The organism is Brevundimonas sp. FV1ps31S (assembly GCF_058681265.1).
The window spans coordinates 2,284,328-2,298,965 of the sequence record NZ_CM178735.1 but is presented as its reverse complement, the minus strand read 5'-3'; the positions used below and the strand labels follow the sequence as shown (position 1 = coordinate 2,298,965).

General features: G+C 66.1%; 19 protein-coding genes. 10 read left to right on the top strand and 9 right to left on the bottom strand.

Annotation, left to right across the window (positions count from 1 at the left end):
• Positions 1-110: 110 nt before the first annotated feature.
• From ACVPT3_RS10850 to ACVPT3_RS10835, 4 genes are all read right to left on the bottom strand, one after another.
• Positions 111-1,682: an EAL domain-containing protein gene (locus ACVPT3_RS10850; RefSeq protein ID WP_492040903.1), complete on the bottom strand. Its 1,572-nt coding sequence runs from the start codon at positions 1,680-1,682 to the stop codon at positions 111-113.
• A gap of 80 nt (positions 1,683-1,762) precedes the next feature.
• The gene (locus ACVPT3_RS10845) at positions 1,763-2,200 is read right to left on the bottom strand and encodes a flagellar basal-body protein FlbY (protein WP_492040902.1); all 438 of its coding nucleotides are present in this window, start codon (positions 2,198-2,200) and stop codon (positions 1,763-1,765) included.
• Positions 2,197-2,499, bottom strand: a complete 303-nt coding sequence (locus tag ACVPT3_RS10840) for a rod-binding protein (protein WP_492040901.1) — start codon at positions 2,497-2,499, stop codon at positions 2,197-2,199. Before ACVPT3_RS10840 ends, ACVPT3_RS10845 begins: the two co-directional genes overlap by 4 nt.
• A gap of 2 nt (positions 2,500-2,501) precedes the next feature.
• A complete protein-coding gene (locus ACVPT3_RS10835; protein ID WP_492040900.1) occupies positions 2,502-3,617 on the bottom strand; it encodes a flagellar basal body P-ring protein FlgI in 1,116 nt (371 codons plus the stop codon).
• Between the two features lie 184 nt (positions 3,618-3,801).
• On the opposite strand from ACVPT3_RS10835, the gene ACVPT3_RS10830 reads away from it, so the two are divergent.
• Positions 3,802-4,233, top strand: coding sequence for a flagellar assembly protein FliX (locus ACVPT3_RS10830; RefSeq protein WP_492040899.1), 432 nt, complete (start codon positions 3,802-3,804; stop codon positions 4,231-4,233).
• A 176-nt stretch (positions 4,234-4,409) separates the two neighbouring features.
• Positions 4,410-4,844, top strand: coding sequence for an RNA polymerase-binding protein DksA (gene dksA, locus ACVPT3_RS10825; RefSeq protein ID WP_492040898.1), 435 nt, complete (start codon positions 4,410-4,412; stop codon positions 4,842-4,844).
• A 2-nt stretch (positions 4,845-4,846) separates the two neighbouring features.
• Here the strand turns inward: dksA and ACVPT3_RS10820 are convergent, their stop codons facing one another.
• Positions 4,847-5,239, bottom strand: a complete 393-nt coding sequence (locus ACVPT3_RS10820) for a type II toxin-antitoxin system VapC family toxin (protein WP_492040897.1) — start codon at positions 5,237-5,239, stop codon at positions 4,847-4,849.
• The gene (locus ACVPT3_RS10815) at positions 5,236-5,499 is read right to left on the bottom strand and encodes a type II toxin-antitoxin system VapB family antitoxin (RefSeq protein WP_492040896.1); all 264 of its coding nucleotides are present in this window, start codon (positions 5,497-5,499) and stop codon (positions 5,236-5,238) included. Before ACVPT3_RS10815 ends, ACVPT3_RS10820 begins: the two co-directional genes overlap by 4 nt.
• Before the next feature lie 103 nt (positions 5,500-5,602).
• On the opposite strand from ACVPT3_RS10815, the gene gltX reads away from it, so the two are divergent.
• The gene (gene gltX / locus ACVPT3_RS10810) at positions 5,603-6,937 is read left to right on the top strand and encodes a glutamate--tRNA ligase (RefSeq protein WP_492040895.1); all 1,335 of its coding nucleotides are present in this window, start codon (positions 5,603-5,605) and stop codon (positions 6,935-6,937) included.
• 16 nt (positions 6,938-6,953) lie between these two features.
• Here the strand turns inward: gltX and ACVPT3_RS10805 are convergent, their stop codons facing one another.
• Both ACVPT3_RS10805 and ACVPT3_RS10800 read right to left on the bottom strand, forming a co-directional pair.
• Positions 6,954-7,250, bottom strand: coding sequence for a DUF8200 family protein (locus ACVPT3_RS10805; protein ID WP_492040894.1), 297 nt, complete (start codon positions 7,248-7,250; stop codon positions 6,954-6,956).
• Positions 7,251-7,352: 102 nt separating this feature from the next.
• A complete protein-coding gene (locus tag ACVPT3_RS10800) occupies positions 7,353-7,958 on the bottom strand; it encodes an LOG family protein (RefSeq protein ID WP_492040893.1) in 606 nt (201 codons plus the stop codon).
• A gap of 111 nt (positions 7,959-8,069) precedes the next feature.
• Between ACVPT3_RS10800 and ACVPT3_RS10795 the strand changes: the two genes are divergently transcribed.
• Positions 8,070-8,825, top strand: coding sequence for a hypothetical protein (locus tag ACVPT3_RS10795; protein ID WP_492040892.1), 756 nt, complete (start codon positions 8,070-8,072; stop codon positions 8,823-8,825).
• 108 nt (positions 8,826-8,933) lie between these two features.
• On the opposite strand, the gene panC is transcribed toward ACVPT3_RS10795, so the two are convergent.
• Positions 8,934-9,794, bottom strand: a complete 861-nt coding sequence (gene panC / locus ACVPT3_RS10790; protein ID WP_492040891.1) for a pantoate--beta-alanine ligase — start codon at positions 9,792-9,794, stop codon at positions 8,934-8,936.
• A gap of 306 nt (positions 9,795-10,100) precedes the next feature.
• Here panC and ACVPT3_RS10785 point away from each other — a divergent pair, with 306 nt between their 5' ends.
• The 6 genes from ACVPT3_RS10785 to ACVPT3_RS10760 all read left to right on the top strand — a co-directional run bounded on the left by ACVPT3_RS10785 (position 10,101) and on the right by ACVPT3_RS10760 (position 14,634).
• Entirely contained in the window at positions 10,101-10,547 is a 447-nt protein-coding gene (locus ACVPT3_RS10785) for an SPOR domain-containing protein (RefSeq protein WP_492040890.1), read from the top strand.
• A gap of 130 nt (positions 10,548-10,677) precedes the next feature.
• A complete protein-coding gene (locus ACVPT3_RS10780) occupies positions 10,678-11,514 on the top strand; it encodes a division plane positioning ATPase MipZ (RefSeq protein WP_492040889.1) in 837 nt (278 codons plus the stop codon).
• Positions 11,515-11,530: 16 nt separating this feature from the next.
• Positions 11,531-11,959 (top strand): J domain-containing protein, encoded by a 429-nt coding sequence (locus tag ACVPT3_RS10775; protein ID WP_492040888.1) that lies wholly within the window; start codon positions 11,531-11,533, stop codon positions 11,957-11,959.
• 174 nt (positions 11,960-12,133) lie between these two features.
• Positions 12,134-13,534 (top strand): Do family serine endopeptidase, encoded by a 1,401-nt coding sequence (locus tag ACVPT3_RS10770; protein WP_492043812.1) that lies wholly within the window; start codon positions 12,134-12,136, stop codon positions 13,532-13,534.
• Between the two features lie 84 nt (positions 13,535-13,618).
• Positions 13,619-14,356, top strand: coding sequence for a hypothetical protein (locus ACVPT3_RS10765; protein ID WP_492040887.1), 738 nt, complete (start codon positions 13,619-13,621; stop codon positions 14,354-14,356).
• Positions 14,347-14,634 carry a hypothetical protein gene (locus tag ACVPT3_RS10760; protein ID WP_492040886.1) on the top strand — a complete coding sequence of 96 codons (288 nt, stop codon included), beginning with the start codon at positions 14,347-14,349 and terminating at the stop codon, positions 14,632-14,634. The genes ACVPT3_RS10765 and ACVPT3_RS10760 overlap by 10 nt, the downstream gene beginning before the upstream one ends.
• The last annotated feature ends 4 nt before the right edge of the window (positions 14,635-14,638 follow it).

Here is a 14,638-nt window from a genome sequence, read left to right as displayed (position 1 = left end):
GCCACCATTGCCAGAACTCTTCCCCACTTCGCCATAATCAACCCTCCGAATGATCAGCACCCCGACAACGCGGGTATTCAGATTCGGATGCGGGCGTAACGCGGGATTTGTCAGCCCCAGGCCTCGACGGCGCCGCGGCGTCGCACGGGAGCGGCCTCCACGAGCTGGGTGCGGGGCTCGGCTTCGGCCCTACCGAACAGCCAGCCCTGCCCGTATTCGACCCCCAGGGCCTTTAGTTCCGCCACGACCCCTTCGGTCTCGATCATCTCGGCGATGGTGTCGAGCTTGAGCGACCGGCTCAACTCGACGATATTGCGCAGCATGTTGCGGACTACATCGTCCGCCTCGAGGTCGCGGACCAGGGAGCCGTCGATCTTGACGGCGTCGACAGACAGCTTGCGCAGATAGTCATAAGAGGCCGCGCCGGAGCCGAAATCATCGATACAGACCTTGATGCCTGCGTCGCGCAGGCCCGCAAGACGTCGGTTGGCGGCCTCGATGTCGGCCAGGGCCGAGGTCTCGGTGATCTCCACGATCAGCCGCTTGCGCTCGGTCGGCGAGCCTGCGGTCATGTGCAACAGATGCTCGACATAGGAATCATCACTCAGCGAGGCGCCAGACACGTTGATCGCCATCTTCAGCAGGCCGGCCCCCGGCGCCCGCATTCGCTTCAACACCTTCTCGGCGACCACGAGGTCGAAGGATTCGATCAGGTCCAGTTCCTCGGCCATGCGAATGGCGTTGGCGGGGCCGCTGCTGGCGTTGAAGCGGGCCAAGGCTTCAAAATGGTGCACCGAGCGCGTGGCGAGGTGTACGATGGGCTGGTAGTGAACCTGGAACTCACGCGACTTGACCACGCTGCGGAAGGCTTCGGCCTCGCGGAAGGTGCGTTTCAGCGATTCCGAGAAGGCGACCTGCGGATTGGCGAGACCGTCGTCCTTGAGACAGCCTTCTATGGCGTGGCGCATTGCGCGGAGTACGCACAGGCTGTCCGACCCGTCAGGGACGCCGGCGCCGAAGGATTCGGCGTCCAGATCAACCCCTTCGGCGCGCCCGGCCTCAATGATTTCTGCGGCCAGATCACGCGTGTCGCTGCTGGGACGGAGCAGGGCGAAGCGCTCCGGCGTGATCTGAGCGGCCGAAGAGCCCCGAACGGCGGCCGACTGGAGCGTGGCCTCGATGCGGCGTTGCACCTTTTCGGCGACTTCGCCTGCCAGATCTTCCAACCCGCGAATGTCCAGAAAAGCCAGCGAAAGGCCCGCCCCGCCGTCGACGATGCTGGCCGCATTGTTCAGGAAGCTCTCGGCGTCGACAAGAGGCGAGGTCTCGATATCGGCCACCGCAATCGCGGGACCTTCATAGGAGATGGCGCAAGATATGGCCGGCGCGAGTTGGGGGAGGATGAAGGCGCGGAGCGACGCACGCCGGACCCGATCAGGTCCGGCCGCGATCAGTATCTGCGTGGCGGGCATTCGGCCGCCCGGCTTGGTCGCCAGCAGGGCCTGCAGGGTGGCGTCGCCATGATGAAGGAGGGTCGATAGCGGCTTGCCAATCCAAAGAGCGCCGGCGTCCGTCCCGGGCAAGGGGCCGGCGCCCAGCGCGAAAACTACGCCGCCCTGGGCGTCGATTTCGACCAGCGCGTCGGAGGACGCGAAACACAGACCGAGAAGGCGAGCAGTCATCGACATGCCGCCAGAAACCATGGCGGCGCTTAAAAAATCGGCAACATCGGCGGCGTTTTAATCCTGCGTCGATTACGATCTCAGGCCTTGCGGTTAATAGCCACCGCGCGACCGTCGCCGAGAGCGGCTCGACCGTCTGCAGCATAGGCCGAAGCTGGAACCCGGGCGGCCGCGACCTCATGGGCGATGGCGCGGACCAGGCCCTCGGAGATCTTACGAGCGGCCTCTACCGCCCGGGCGTGACGGGACAAAACGTCGTCGAAGACGCGGGTGGCCTCAACCAGCGCCTTTTTGTCGGAAGCGGGAGCGCCGGCCAGCAGGCTGGGATCGGCCTTTACGTGGCCGGAGTCGCGACGATAAAGGTTCGCCATCTCCTGGGTTGCGGCCAAGCTTGCGGCCACATCGCGGGGACGTCCTTCTTCGAAGGCGCGGGTCTCCGCAGCGAGGCGGTCGGTCAAGCTTCGCGTCAGTCCCAGCAGTTGGCGGACGCGCGCGCCGGCGAGGTCGGATTCGTTCACTGAACCTTCTCCTGCATCTTCAGCATTTCGTCCATCACCGGACCCGCGAGCCCGATGCCGCCGGACGCGACGGTCTTTTTGGCCATCTCGTCCAACATGAAGCTGCGCCAGGTCGCCTCCGCCTGGCCGCCGCCGAACAGGCCGTCCGTGGACAGGCCCTCGAACATCGGCTTCAGCATCTGGGAGAGGAAGGACGCCTCGAAGGCCTCCGCCGTTTCCTTCATCTTGTCGCCGGCCACGCCCGTCGCAAGCCCCTGGACGGGGCGGATCAGGTCGGCCGAAACGGTCAGGTCGCCCATGTCTACATCACCTCGATGTCGGCCTGCAGCGCGCCCGACGCCTTGATGGCCTGCAGGATGCTGATCATGTCGCGCGGACTCACGCCCAGAGCGTTCAGGCCGTTGACGACGGTGGACAGGCTGGTCCCCCCGCCGACGAACCGCATCTGGGTGCCCAGGTCTTCCTCGACGCTGACCTGGGTGTTGGGCACGACGGCGGTCTGACCCTGGCTGAAGGGGGCGGGCTGACTGACGAAGGGTTGTTCGTCGACCGAAATGGTCAGATTGCCCTGGGCGATGGCGACGCGGGATATCCGCACGGCGTCGCCCATGACGATGACGCCGTTGACCTCGTCGATGATCACCTTGGCCGGGGCGTCGACGGTGACGGGAAGGTTCTCCACCCGGCTGATGAAACCCGCCATGCCCAGCTGACCGGGCGCGCGCAAGGCGACGACGGTGCCGTTCTCGGCGAGGGCCGTGCCGGGATAGGCGGCGTTGACGGCCGCCGCCACGCGCTGGGCCGTGGTGAAGTCAGGATTGCGCAGGTTCAGGCGCACCTCGTTCATATTGGCCATCTGGAAACCGGTCTCACGCTCGACCGAGGCCCCCGAGGCGATGCGGCCGGCTGTCGGCACGCCGCGCGTCACCGATGAGCCCGATCCGCCCGAGGCCGAAACGGAGCCTGTCTGCACCGAACCCTGGGCGACCGCATAGACCTGGCCGTCGGCGCCCTGAAGGCTGGTGACCACCAGCGACCCGCCCAACAGGCTCTTGGCGTCGCACATGGACGAGACATTGACGTCGATCCTCGACCCAGGCGTGGCGAAGGCGGGCAGTTCGGCCGAGACCATCACGGCGGCCATGTTCTTGGTGTTGGCGTTGGCGCCGCGGATATTGACGCCGAGGCGCTCGGTCATGCCTTCGAGCGACTGGCGGGTGAAGGGGCAGTTGCGCAGCGAGTCGCCCGTGCCGTTCAGGCCCATGACCATGCCGTAGCCGACCAGCTGGTTGCCACGAACGCCTTCGACCGCAGCGATGTCCTTGATTCGCGACTGCGCCAGGACCGGAGAGGAGACGGCTCCCAGGGCGGCGGCGGCGGCGAAAGGCGCGGCGAGGCGGGCAAGCAAATTCTGCATCGGTCAGACGTCCCAGGCGGCGTGTCATTTATCCTGATGCCAGGATCGTGCCGAACTACAAGTCACTGAAAACATGTTGTTAAATGCGGCGCTTTCGTCAGCCCAGCGGCAAGTTTTGCCGGGGCGTTAACCAAACAGTCATTCCGTTCGCCAAGGATGGTCCCATGAGCGGGAGCATCCTCCGATGAAGGTCACCGGGACGACTGGGCCCAGCGCCCCGACAGGGGGCAAGGCCGCGCGCGCCGCCAGCGGATTTTCCTTGGGCCAAGCCGGCGCCGCAGCCGCGCCGACCGCGCCCTCAGCGGCCGCTGCAACCTCGGCCGTGTCCGACGTCTCGGCCCTGATGGCGCTGCAAGGCGTAGAGGGGCCGTTGGAGAAACGCCGCCGCGCCGTGAAGCGTGGCGCGGGACTGTTGGATCGGCTGGACGAGATCAAGTTGGCCCTGCTGTCCGGCGACGGCGACGGCGATAGCGTCGCGCTGGAGCAACTTGCACGAACATTGCGCGAAGACCGCCCCGACGACGGCGACGCGGACCTGAAGGCCCTGCTCGATCAGATTGACCTGCGCGCCTCGGTGGAACTGGCCAAGGCTGAACTTCGTCGCGGCGGCGCCTGACGCCGAAAATTCCGATATTTCAGGATATAGCGCCCAAACTGCGCGCCAAATGTCACGCAGCCGCAGCGTGTCGTCCATTCATGATCACGGAATCGCGAACGCCGTTGCCGCGACTCTTAAGGCTGACTATACGGCCCATACGCCACAGGGGGGCGTGCTTAGAGAGCGTGAGTGCGATGAACGCTTTGGCGTCCGTTGTGTCCGACGAAACCGGTCCTTATCGGCCGTCCGACGACGAGCCGTTCATGAATGAACGGCAGCTTGCCTATTTCAAGAAGAAGCTGCTGGACTGGAAGGACGACATCCTTCGAGAGTCCAAGGGCACGGTGGTCAATCTGAAAGCCGAGACCGAAAATCACCCCGATCTGGTGGATCGGGCGTCGTCGGAATCGGATCGCGCGCTGGAGTTGCGCACCCGGGATCGTCAGCGCAAGCTGATCTCCAAGATCGATGACGCCCTGCGTCGTATCGAGGACGGGTCGTACGGCTATTGCGAGGACACCGGTGAACCGATCGGTCTGGGACGTCTCGAGGCCCGTCCGACGGCCACCCTGTCGGTCGAAGCCCAAGAACGCCACGAACGCCGCGAACGCGTCCACCGCGACGACTGATCTCAGACGGGCAGGGCCGGGGTCAGATCTGTCTGGCTGAAGTCGTCGCCCTTGTAGAGCAGAGGCAGGTTTCGCTCCTTGGCCAGGGCGTAGGCAAAACAGTCGCCCAGGTTCAGCCTGGCTGGCGTGCGTTTGCCGAACCTTGTCTCGGCCTCCACCGCGATCCGCGCCGTCTCTCCGCCTGCGGCAGTGATCTCAATGCGAAGAGCGTCCATCAGCGCGAGCAGGCTTTGCTGGCCGTCGGGACCTAGGACGCGGCGTGCGGCGACTGTCGTCTCCCAAAACCCGAGCGGTGACAACAACGACGGCGTTTCAATCAGCAACTTCAGAAAAGCGTCTGCCTCCGGCTCTCCGGCCAAAATGGCGACCAACGCCGACGCATCGACGACGATCATTTTGGAAGGCCGTCCTCATCATAAAAATCGTCGTCCGTTGGCCATGTCGCCAATCTCGGCATCGCGCTGACGCGAGCCAAGATGGCTTCGACCGCCGCGCGACGATTCTCCCTGTCGTCGGAGGCTCGAGCCTCGTCCGCCGCAATGCGCTCGTCCAGCATCGTCTCCACCAGTTCGGTGATCGACTTGCCTTCGCTCTTGGCGCGTTGGCGCAGTCGTTCGGCGACGTCGGGCTTTCGGATTTGCACGGGGGCGTTCATGACGCCTTGAGTTCTATCATGACGGCGGTGGCAATCCAATCCACGCCTTGACTTCGCCCGGTTGCGGCGCGACCTAGCCGCCTCGCTTTCAAGGTGGTCTCCCATGTCCGTCAAGGTCCGTTTCGCCCCGTCCCCCACGGGTAAGCTGCACGTCGGCAATGTCCGCACCGCCCTGGTGAACTGGCTGTTCGCCAAGGGGCAGGGCGGGTCGTTCGTGCTGCGGATCGACGACACCGACCTGGCGCGCTCCACGCCCGAGTTCGAACAGGGGATCGAGGACGATCTGACCTGGCTGGGGATGCCGTGGGACGAGCGTTACAACCAGTCCAAGCGGTTCGACCGTTACGAGGAGGCCGCCGCCAAGCTGAAGGCGTCGGGCCGGCTGTATCCCGCCTATGAGACCGCCGACGAGCTGGACCGCCGTCGCAAGGTGCAGCTGTCGCGCGGCCTGCCGCCGATCTACGACCGCGCCGCTCTGGAACTGACCGAAGACCAGAAGGCCGCCTACGAGGCGGAGGGCCGCCGTCCCCATTGGCGGTTCAAGCTGGAAGGCAAGCGGGTCGCCTGGGAAGACCTGGCGCGCGGCCATGCCGAGGTCGACTCCGCCTCCATGTCGGACCCTGTGCTGATCCGCGAGGACGGCCTGTTCCTCTACACCCTGCCGTCCGTGGTCGATGACATCGACATGGCCATCACCCACATCATCCGGGGCGAGGATCACGTCACCAACACCGGCGCGCAGATCGAGATCTTCGAGGCGCTCGGGGCCTCGGTCCCCGGCTTCGCACACATGCCGCTGCTGGTCGGCGCCGACGGCGCGGCCCTGTCCAAGCGTCTCGGCTCACTGTCGATCAGCGACATGCGCGACCAGGGCTATGAGCCGATCGCCATCACCAGCCACCTTGGCCGGATCGGCACCTCCGATCCGTTGGAAGTCGGGGAGTCGGTCCAGGCTCTGGGCGCCAGCTTCGCCTTCACCAAGATGGGGCGTTCGCCGGCGCGCTATGACACGGCGGACCTGGACCGGCTGAACGCACAGGCCTTGCATGTCATGGACTATGCCACGGCCGAGCCGCGCCTACAGGCGCTGGACGCCGATCTGGGCGAAACCTTCTGGTCGGTCGTCCGGGGTAATCTGAACAAGTTCGTCGATGTGGTTGAAATGGCGAAGATCGTGCGTGGCCCGATCCAGCCGGTGATCGAGGACGCCGCCTTCATCGACGCCGCCGCCGCCCTGCTGCCTGAAGTGATCGACGAGACAGCCTGGTCGGCCTGGACCAACGCCGTCAAGGCCGAGACCGGCGCGAAGGGCAAGGCGCTGTTCATGCCGCTGCGTCTGGCGCTGACGGGGCAGGCGCATGGGCCGGACATGGCGGCCATGGCGCCGCTGATCGGTCGTGAGACCCTACAGCGGCGTCTGAAAGGCGAGGCGGCCTAAGCCGCCTCGACCTGGATCAACCGTTGCAGACGGCCAGTTCGTCGGCGCTCAGGGCGACGCCCTTGTAGGAGAAGGCCGTCACGCGGCCGAACTTCTGCACGACGCGGCGGCAGGCGCGCGTCGCCGGCTGTTCCGTTCCGCCAGCGGCGGTGCAGGTCGCGCCTTCGCAGGACCAGCGCGCGCCGTCGATGATGGTGGCGCGCGCGGGCGCGGTGGCGGCGTCGGCCAGGGTCAGGCGGGTGGCGGCGGGGGCTTCGGCCATCGCAGGGGCGGCGGCGAACAAGGCTGCGGCGACGAGCAGGACGCGCATCATAACTCTCCGGATTGAAGAACGGCGTCGTGCCGTCGCGGCCAATGTCAGTTTTCGATAAAAACTGTCAACCCGACCCGGAAAATATTTATGAGCAGCGATAACCTATCGACGATCATATTTCCTTTCGGTTGCGCCGTCATTGGCCTGGATCTGAACCATCGCCTCCTCGACCGTATCGGCGACGGTCCAGGCGTCCAGGAAGTCGGCGGGCGTCATGCCCTCTTCGACACTATGGCGCATCAGGGCGAAGAAGCCGTCCCAGAAGCCGTTCAGATTGAGGAAGACGACCGGCTTCTGATGCAGGTCCAGCCGCTTCCACGACAGCAACTCCACGACCTCTTCCAGGGTTCCTATGCCGCCCGGCGCGACCACGAAGGCGTCTGACTGATCGTACATCAGCTGTTTGCGCTCGTGCATGGAGGTCACGACGACGGTCTCGACCTCGTCGAACAGGCGTTCGCGGCTGCGCAGGAATGCGGGCATGATGCCGACGACGCGGCCGCCGGCCTCGTGCGCCCCCCGCGCCGAGGCGCCCATCAGTCCAACGCCGCCGCCGCCATAGACCAGCCGCCAGCCGGCTTGCGCCGTCGCCCTGCCGAAGGCGTGGGCAGCCTTTGTATAGGCGGGGTCAGCTCGGTCGGAAGAGCCGCAGAACAGGCAGACGGATGGGCCGTCGAACGGTTCGATCGCAACGGGGGGCAGGGACATGAGGCCTCGAACTGATGGTAAAGCGCGGACGGCCATGGCCAAACCGGCGACGGTCGAGTTAACAGATGTCCGAACCGCTGCGGCGTCAGCCATATATCGTCAGGACGAAGGATGAAACGCCGGATCATCGCCAGAGCCACTGTATCCGCAGCCCTGTTCGTGAGTCTGTCTGCAGGTCTGGCCGGTTGCTCTTCCGCAGAAGACGGAGAAGCGCGGCCGGTGGAGCCCGCCCAGGGGTCTGCCTGGGCGCGGCCTCCGTTGATCGAGAGCGCCGCCCGCGAGGGTGGAACGGTTCTGGTGCGAGGGCGTGCCGGGGCCGATGCGCGGGTCGTCCTGCGCGGGGCGGATGGTGCGGCGGTGGCGGTCGGCGCAGACTCTTCGGGTCTGTTCGAATTGCGTGTTCCAGCCGCGTTCGGAGACACCCGGCTGACGCCCGAGACGCAGGTCGGCGAAGACGCCGCCCCCTCGGCCCAAAGTCTTGTTCTGGTTCGAGGGGGGGGAGGACCGATGGTCCTGATCGCCCCGGGCGAGCCGACGGTGCGGCTGGACGGCCGGGGCGTACTGGACGCCGTGGATTCCGACGGTTCGGCCGTCATCATGTCGGGTTGGGTCTCGGGGCCGGCGCCGACCGTCATGGTCGATGGGGTTCGCGCGGTCGTGGTCGGGCAAAGCGGAGGGCGATGGCGCGCCGCGGCCCCGGGCGGCGCTCCGGCCGTGATTCAGGTCGGCGCCGATCGCTTCTCCTTTCCAGGTTTCGGAACCCAGTCCGACTTTACGCCGATCCGTGCCGGCCAGGGGTGGAGACTGACCTGGCCGACCGGACCCAGCGGGCGTCAGACGACCTGGCTGCCGGATCGGGGCTCTTAAGGCGGCGTTAACCGAAGCGGTCGAAGGACGATGTTGTCCCTATTTGGGACGCACCATCACCGAAACTTTTTCAAGCCCGGCGCCCGCGCCGGGCCTTTTTTTGCAGGCTCAGACGGCCATGTTGTCGATCAGTCGCGTCTTGCCCAGCCAGGCCGCGACCAGGATCCGAGCCGGAGCGTCGACAATCCCGTCACGGAATGGCGACAGGTCTTCTGCACGGCGGACGGCGACATAGTCGATCCGTTCGAAGCCGGCCTTCAGGATTGCGGCGTAGGCCTCACGCTCGACGCCCGGCAGCGGCCGGCCTGCGGCGGCTTCGGCGGCGGCGTCCTTCAGAATCTGGTTCAGGCGGCGGGCGACAACCAACTCGGCTTCGGACAGGTAATCGTTGCGCGAGGACAGGGCCAGGCCTGCTGCGTCGCGATGGGTCGGAGCGGCGATGATCTCGACCGGCAAGTCCAGGTCACGGACAAACCGCCGAATAACCATCAGTTGCTGATAGTCCTTCTCGCCGAAGACGGCGATGTCCGGCTGGGCTTGATTAAACAGTTTAGTCACGACCAGCGCCACACCGCCGAACATTTGAGGGCGGAAGTCGCCTTCAAGACCCAGGGCCGGGCCCGTCATGGCGATGCTGGTCGCGAAGCCTGGGGGATACATCTCTTCCGGCGTCGGCGCGAACATCAGATGGCAGCCCGCGCCGGCCAGTAGTCGCACGTCTTCATCCGGGCGACGGGGATATCGGGCCAGATCCTCGGTCGGTGCGAACTGGGCGGGATTCACGAAGTTCGAGGCCACGACCCGATCCGCGCGCCGCCGTGCTTCACGCACCAGGGTCAGGTGGCCTTCGTGGAGGGCTCCCATGGTTGGAACCAAGGCGACGATCAGACCTTCCCGTTTCCAGTCGCGCACCACGGCGCGCAGATCCGCCACGCTGCGGACGACGGGGAGGGATGAAGGCGCTGTCATGGTGAATCGGTTAACCCTGTGGCTTAAGCGTGTCGGTGCACCAGACTTCAAACCCTGGCGATTAGGGTGGTGCTTATGACGCCACGCGAAGCGACCCGTCCAGTTCTCATCGTCCTTGCCATGGCCCTCGCGGGTTGCGGAGCAGTCGAGGGCGATCGCCATCAATTCCAGACGATGGCGGAGCATGTCGCAGCGATCGATGTGCCGATGGATCCCCAGTCCGTGCGACACGGCGACCCATCGCGTCGGTCCGCCGAAGCGCAGGGACTGCGGCCGGCGAAATTCTCGCCCATGAAGGTCGCGCTGATGACCCCGCATGAAATGTGGGACGCCCGTGACGGCTTGATCAGCGTGACGGAGGCGAGCGGGGTCCGGACGAACGGACTGCGGGACGCCGTCGTGGCCAAGGCGGAGCCGGCCGTTCGGCGGGCGGCGGCTGAGGTTGTTGCAGACACCCTTGCGGCCTCGCCTGAAACGCCCAGGCTTCGACCGGCGGTCGTCCGCTCCCGGGCGACCGGAGAGGGGCGGATGATCCAGTTGGGCGCCTATTCCAGTGAAGCCGGGGCGCGGGCGGCCTGGAGCCGGTTGAAGGCCGGCGATGCGCTTTCGCGTCTGTCTCCAGTGTTCGAAACCATTGATGTCGACGGCCGGATGTTGACCCGGCTGAAGGTCGGGCCGATCCCGAACGAGGCGGCCTCCGCCCTGTGCGCCGCCGCCCAGGTGGCGGATCCATGGTGCCGCCGCGCCGGCTGAGACGGTCGGGGCCTTGCAGTCCACAGGTATGCGTTAACTCCGCGTTGACCTTTGGCGTCAGGACGCAGAGTCTTGGCCTCTAAAGGCTGGGCAGGTTTGAGTCGCCCCGGCCGCCAGAGAGGATTCCCTCATGACGCAGCCTCACGTGATCGTCCTCGGCAACGAGAAGGGCGGGGCGGGCAAATCGACGCTGGCGATCCACATCGTCACCGGTCTGCTGCATGCCGGCCGCTCGGTGGCGGTGATTGACCTGGACCTGCGCCAGCGGTCGATGCATCGCTTCTTCACCAACCGGCTGGCCTGGCTGGCGGCGAACAAGCAGGAATTGCCCCAGCCGTTCATGCCTGACATGGGCGACGGCAAGGCCCTGGCGCGGGCCGGGGTGGACGAGCAGATCGCCGCCTTCGACCGCGCCTTCGACGAGGCGGCGGCGGCCGGTGTGGACGCCATACTGATCGACACGCCCGGCGGCGACACCGCCGTATCCAACGCCGCCCACGCACGGGCCGACCAGATCGTGACGCCGATGAACGACAGTTTCGTCGACTTCGACCTGCTGGGCGAAGTGGACCCGGTGACGCTGGATTTGTTGAAACCCTCAATCTATTCCGAAAGCGTCTGGGAGGCGCGCAAGGTCCGGGCGATCAGCCAGGGCCGGAACGCCACCATCGACTGGCTGGTGGTGACGAATCGCCTGGCCGTGGCCGAGGCGCGCAACCGCAAACGCCTGGAAGAGCGGATGAACAAGCTGGCCAAACGGGTCGGTTTCCGCGTCGGGCCGGGCCTGCGCGACCGGGTCATCTATCGCGAACTGTTCCCGTTCGGCCTGACGGTCGCCGACCTGTCCAACGAGGTGCGGCCGGTCGCGGTGTCTCTGGCCCACGTCGCGGCGCGCCAGGAGCTGCGCAACCTGATGAAGGCCATGGGACTGGAACAGGCGCTGAGCCCTCTGGACGTGGCGGCCTGAAGGGCTGGATGAGGCCATGAGCCTGATCTGGCTGGCGCTGGCGGCGATCGCCGTCTGGGCCCTCGTGCGGCTGGGGCGTCAAACCGAGCGACGCGGACGAGCCCACTGGCGCGTCACCGCGACCCTGCTGGGATCGGTGCTGCTGGCTGGAGGCGCGCTGTCGGCGTTTCGTGGCGCCTGGTTGTGGGCGGCTGTGCTCGCGGCGGCCGGGCTTTACCTGGCCTGGGCGTCGCGCATGCGGCCCATGGTCAGATCGGAACCGATCAGCGAAGCCGACGCCCGCGCCGTGCTGGGCGTCCGCGCTGACGCGAGCGAGTCCGAGATTCGCGCCGCGTGGAAAAAAGCTATGGGGCGAGCCCATCCAGATGCGGGCGGCACGGAGGGTCTGGCGACCCGCGTCAATGCAGCCCGGGATCGACTGCTGAGAAAGACCGGACGCGTCTGAACCCTCGTTGCTCCTCGCCGTCACGACGGTGAAGAGATTATGCGCGGGATTGATCCAGACCGGTCAGGCGGGGTTGCGGGAAAGCTTGTCGGTTGATGCCGCAACGCGGCCTTGATCCAGCCTGAAAAGGCGTGCGGTATGGCGGGGCTTTAAGCCTGAAATCCTCGGATGATGATGAAGACCCGACCGATCGTGCTCGCCGCCGCCCTTGCCCTGTCGGCCTGCGGCAACCCCACCAATTCCAAGGCCCAGGAGGGCGAGTTCGCCCAGCCGACGCGCACGGCTCCCAGCGACGCGGCGGGAATGAAGTCCAGCTTCGCCCCTGTGGTGCGATCTGCGGCGCCCGCCGTGGTCAATATCTCGGCCCGCAGCGTGCAGCGGGTTCAGGCCGATCCCTTCTTCCAATTCTTCGGTGGGGGCATTCCCCAAGCGCGGGTGGCCGAATCCGTGGGCTCGGGCGTCATCGTCCGCTCGGACGGGATCGTGGTGACCAACAACCACGTCATCCAGGGCGCCCAGCAGATCAAGGTCGTGCTGAATGATCGGCGCGAGTTTCCCGCCACCGTCATTCTGGCCGACGAGCGCAGCGACATCGCCGTGCTGCGGCTGGAGAACGTCAGCGACCGCCTGCCGGTCCTGGCCATCGACGATCAGGAAGAGCAGCAGGTCGGCGACCTGGTCCTGGCCATCGGCAATCCCTTCGGGGTGGGCCAGACCGTGACCAACGGCATCATTTCGGCCCTGAACCGGACCGAGACCGGCATTTCCGACAGCGGCTCCTTCATCCAGACCGATGCGGCTATCAACCCCGGCAACTCAGGCGGGGCGCTGGTCGACATGGATGGCGATCTGATCGGCATCAACACCGCCATCTTCTCCCGCTCGGGCTCTTCGGCCGGGGTCGGGTTCGCCGTGCCCGCCGCCATGGTCAAACGGGTGGTCGATAGCGCCCTGGGCGGGGCCAAAGCCGTGGTCCGACCCTGGCTGGGCGTAAAGGGCGACACCGTCACCGGCGACATCGCCGGCAGTCTGGGCCTGAGCCGGCCGCAGGGGCTGGTCGTCACCGACGTCTATGCCAACGGTCCCGCGGCCCGCGCCGGCATCCGCCAGGGCGACGTGATCACGGCCGTGGACGGTCAGGAGATCAACGACCAGAACGGGCTGAACTACCGCATCGGTTCCCGCAATCCGAACGACCAGGTCCAGGTCGCCGTGCTGCGCGACGGCCGGGCCCAGACCCTGACCGCGCGCGTCCAGACCCTGCCGGGCGACGCCGATCCCCAGCAAGGTACAGTGGTCCAGCAGGGACCCTTGCAAGGCGCCATGGTGGCTCAGCTCAGTCCCGCGCTGGCGGATCGCCTGGGCGGCGATCCTTTCGCCACCGGCGTGGTCGTGCTGGGGGTTTCGGGACGGGGCTACGCTGCGAGCGTCTTCCGTCAGAACGATCTGCTCGTCAGCATCAATGGCCGTCAGATCGCCACGGCAAGCGACGCCCAAGCCGCCAGTGCTGGTCGCGGGCCGTGGGAGGTCGTAATCAATCGCGGGGGCCGCCAGATCAGGGGCGTGCTGCGTTAAGAAGGCTTGCTCTCCGCCCTCCTGCGATTACCTTGGATTGGCGATCCGCTCGCTGAGGTCGTGGCGAAGTGTGGAGGAGGGGGCGTGAACCGCGGGGTTGGTCTGGCCTGTGCGACGGTTCTTGCTCTTGCGCCTATGGGCGTGGGGGGCGTCAAGGCCGCCCCGCGTGGCGAGCTGTGCCATCAGGCCACACCGGGGACGTTTGTTCTGTCCGGCCCCATCGATGCGGCCATGACGGCTTGCGTCGAAAGCCGTTTCGCTCCCGCGACCACCGAACTGGTTCTGACCAGTCGTGGGGGCTCGGCGGATCAGGCGATGCGTATCGCTGAAAGGTTCGAGGGGCGGCGGCTGACCATGACGGTGAAGGGCGAGTGCAACTCGTCCTGCGCCAACTATTTTCTGCCTTTGGCGGGTCGACTGATTGTCGAACCGGGCGCGGTGATCGTGATCCACGGCGGTATCGATCCCGGCCTGATCTCGCGACACCTTGTCCCGGACGGCGGAATGGCCGCTGCTGGGGTCGATCTCCGACCGATTGCGGACCGTCAGCGAGACTTCATCGCGCGCAACGGGATCAATCCCGGCTGGCTTATGTACCGAGAAGCCGGCTCCTTGAGCGTTGAACGCCTCGACGGTGAACTGGCGGACGCGGACGCGCGCACCAAGGCTTGGCTGGTCGAGGAGACGATGGCGAAATCCTGCCTGCCGAACACAATGGTCGAATACCGGACCGACAGGCGCGGCGAATGGCTTAGCGACTCCCGTCGGCGCGCCCTTCGACGTCAGAACGTCGCCCGCTCCAACACCGTGGTTTGCAACTGATGCCCATTGGCCCGACCTGCCCGCACTGCAACACCCGTGTCCCGTTTTTTAAGACCCAGTTTGGATTGGGCAGGCCGTTCGCTTGTGTCGGTTGCGGGAAAGAACTCGTCGTCCCTAAATCTCAGGCTCTATTTTTGGGCTTCGCGATGATTTCGATCTTCCTGCTCGCCGAGAGTCGCTTTCCGTCGGAATGGGGCGGAATGCTGGGCTTGTTAGGGATCATGGTCCTGGTCGGCCTGCCCCTCACCTGGGCTGTGACGCGGGTGAAGGCGCTCTGAGACT

Bases quoted from the DNA above. Each gene is read 5' to 3' on its own strand.
- ACVPT3_RS10850 (WP_492040903.1), bottom strand. From the start codon at position 1,682: ATGACTGCTCGCCTTCTCGGTCTGTGTTTCGCGTCCTCCGACGCGCTG.
- ACVPT3_RS10840 (WP_492040901.1), bottom strand. From the start codon at position 2,499: ATGGGCGACCTGACCGTTTCGGCCGACCTGATCCGCCCCGTCCAGGGG.
- ACVPT3_RS10835 (WP_492040900.1), bottom strand. From the start codon at position 3,617: ATGCAGAATTTGCTTGCCCGCCTCGCCGCGCCTTTCGCCGCCGCCGCC.
- ACVPT3_RS10830 (WP_492040899.1), top strand. From the start codon at position 3,802: ATGAAGGTCACCGGGACGACTGGGCCCAGCGCCCCGACAGGGGGCAAG.
- dksA (WP_492040898.1), top strand. From the start codon at position 4,410: ATGAACGCTTTGGCGTCCGTTGTGTCCGACGAAACCGGTCCTTATCGG.
- ACVPT3_RS10820 (WP_492040897.1), bottom strand. From the start codon at position 5,239: ATGATCGTCGTCGATGCGTCGGCGTTGGTCGCCATTTTGGCCGGAGAG.
- ACVPT3_RS10815 (WP_492040896.1), bottom strand. From the start codon at position 5,499: ATGAACGCCCCCGTGCAAATCCGAAAGCCCGACGTCGCCGAACGACTG.
- gltX (WP_492040895.1), top strand. From the start codon at position 5,603: ATGTCCGTCAAGGTCCGTTTCGCCCCGTCCCCCACGGGTAAGCTGCAC.
- ACVPT3_RS10805 (WP_492040894.1), bottom strand. From the start codon at position 7,250: ATGATGCGCGTCCTGCTCGTCGCCGCAGCCTTGTTCGCCGCCGCCCCT.
- ACVPT3_RS10800 (WP_492040893.1), bottom strand. From the start codon at position 7,958: ATGTCCCTGCCCCCCGTTGCGATCGAACCGTTCGACGGCCCATCCGTC.
- ACVPT3_RS10795 (WP_492040892.1), top strand. From the start codon at position 8,070: ATGAAACGCCGGATCATCGCCAGAGCCACTGTATCCGCAGCCCTGTTC.
- panC (WP_492040891.1), bottom strand. From the start codon at position 9,794: ATGACAGCGCCTTCATCCCTCCCCGTCGTCCGCAGCGTGGCGGATCTG.
- ACVPT3_RS10785 (WP_492040890.1), top strand. From the start codon at position 10,101: ATGACCCCGCATGAAATGTGGGACGCCCGTGACGGCTTGATCAGCGTG.
- ACVPT3_RS10780 (WP_492040889.1), top strand. From the start codon at position 10,678: ATGACGCAGCCTCACGTGATCGTCCTCGGCAACGAGAAGGGCGGGGCG.
- ACVPT3_RS10775 (WP_492040888.1), top strand. From the start codon at position 11,531: ATGAGCCTGATCTGGCTGGCGCTGGCGGCGATCGCCGTCTGGGCCCTC.
- ACVPT3_RS10770 (WP_492043812.1), top strand. From the start codon at position 12,134: ATGAAGACCCGACCGATCGTGCTCGCCGCCGCCCTTGCCCTGTCGGCC.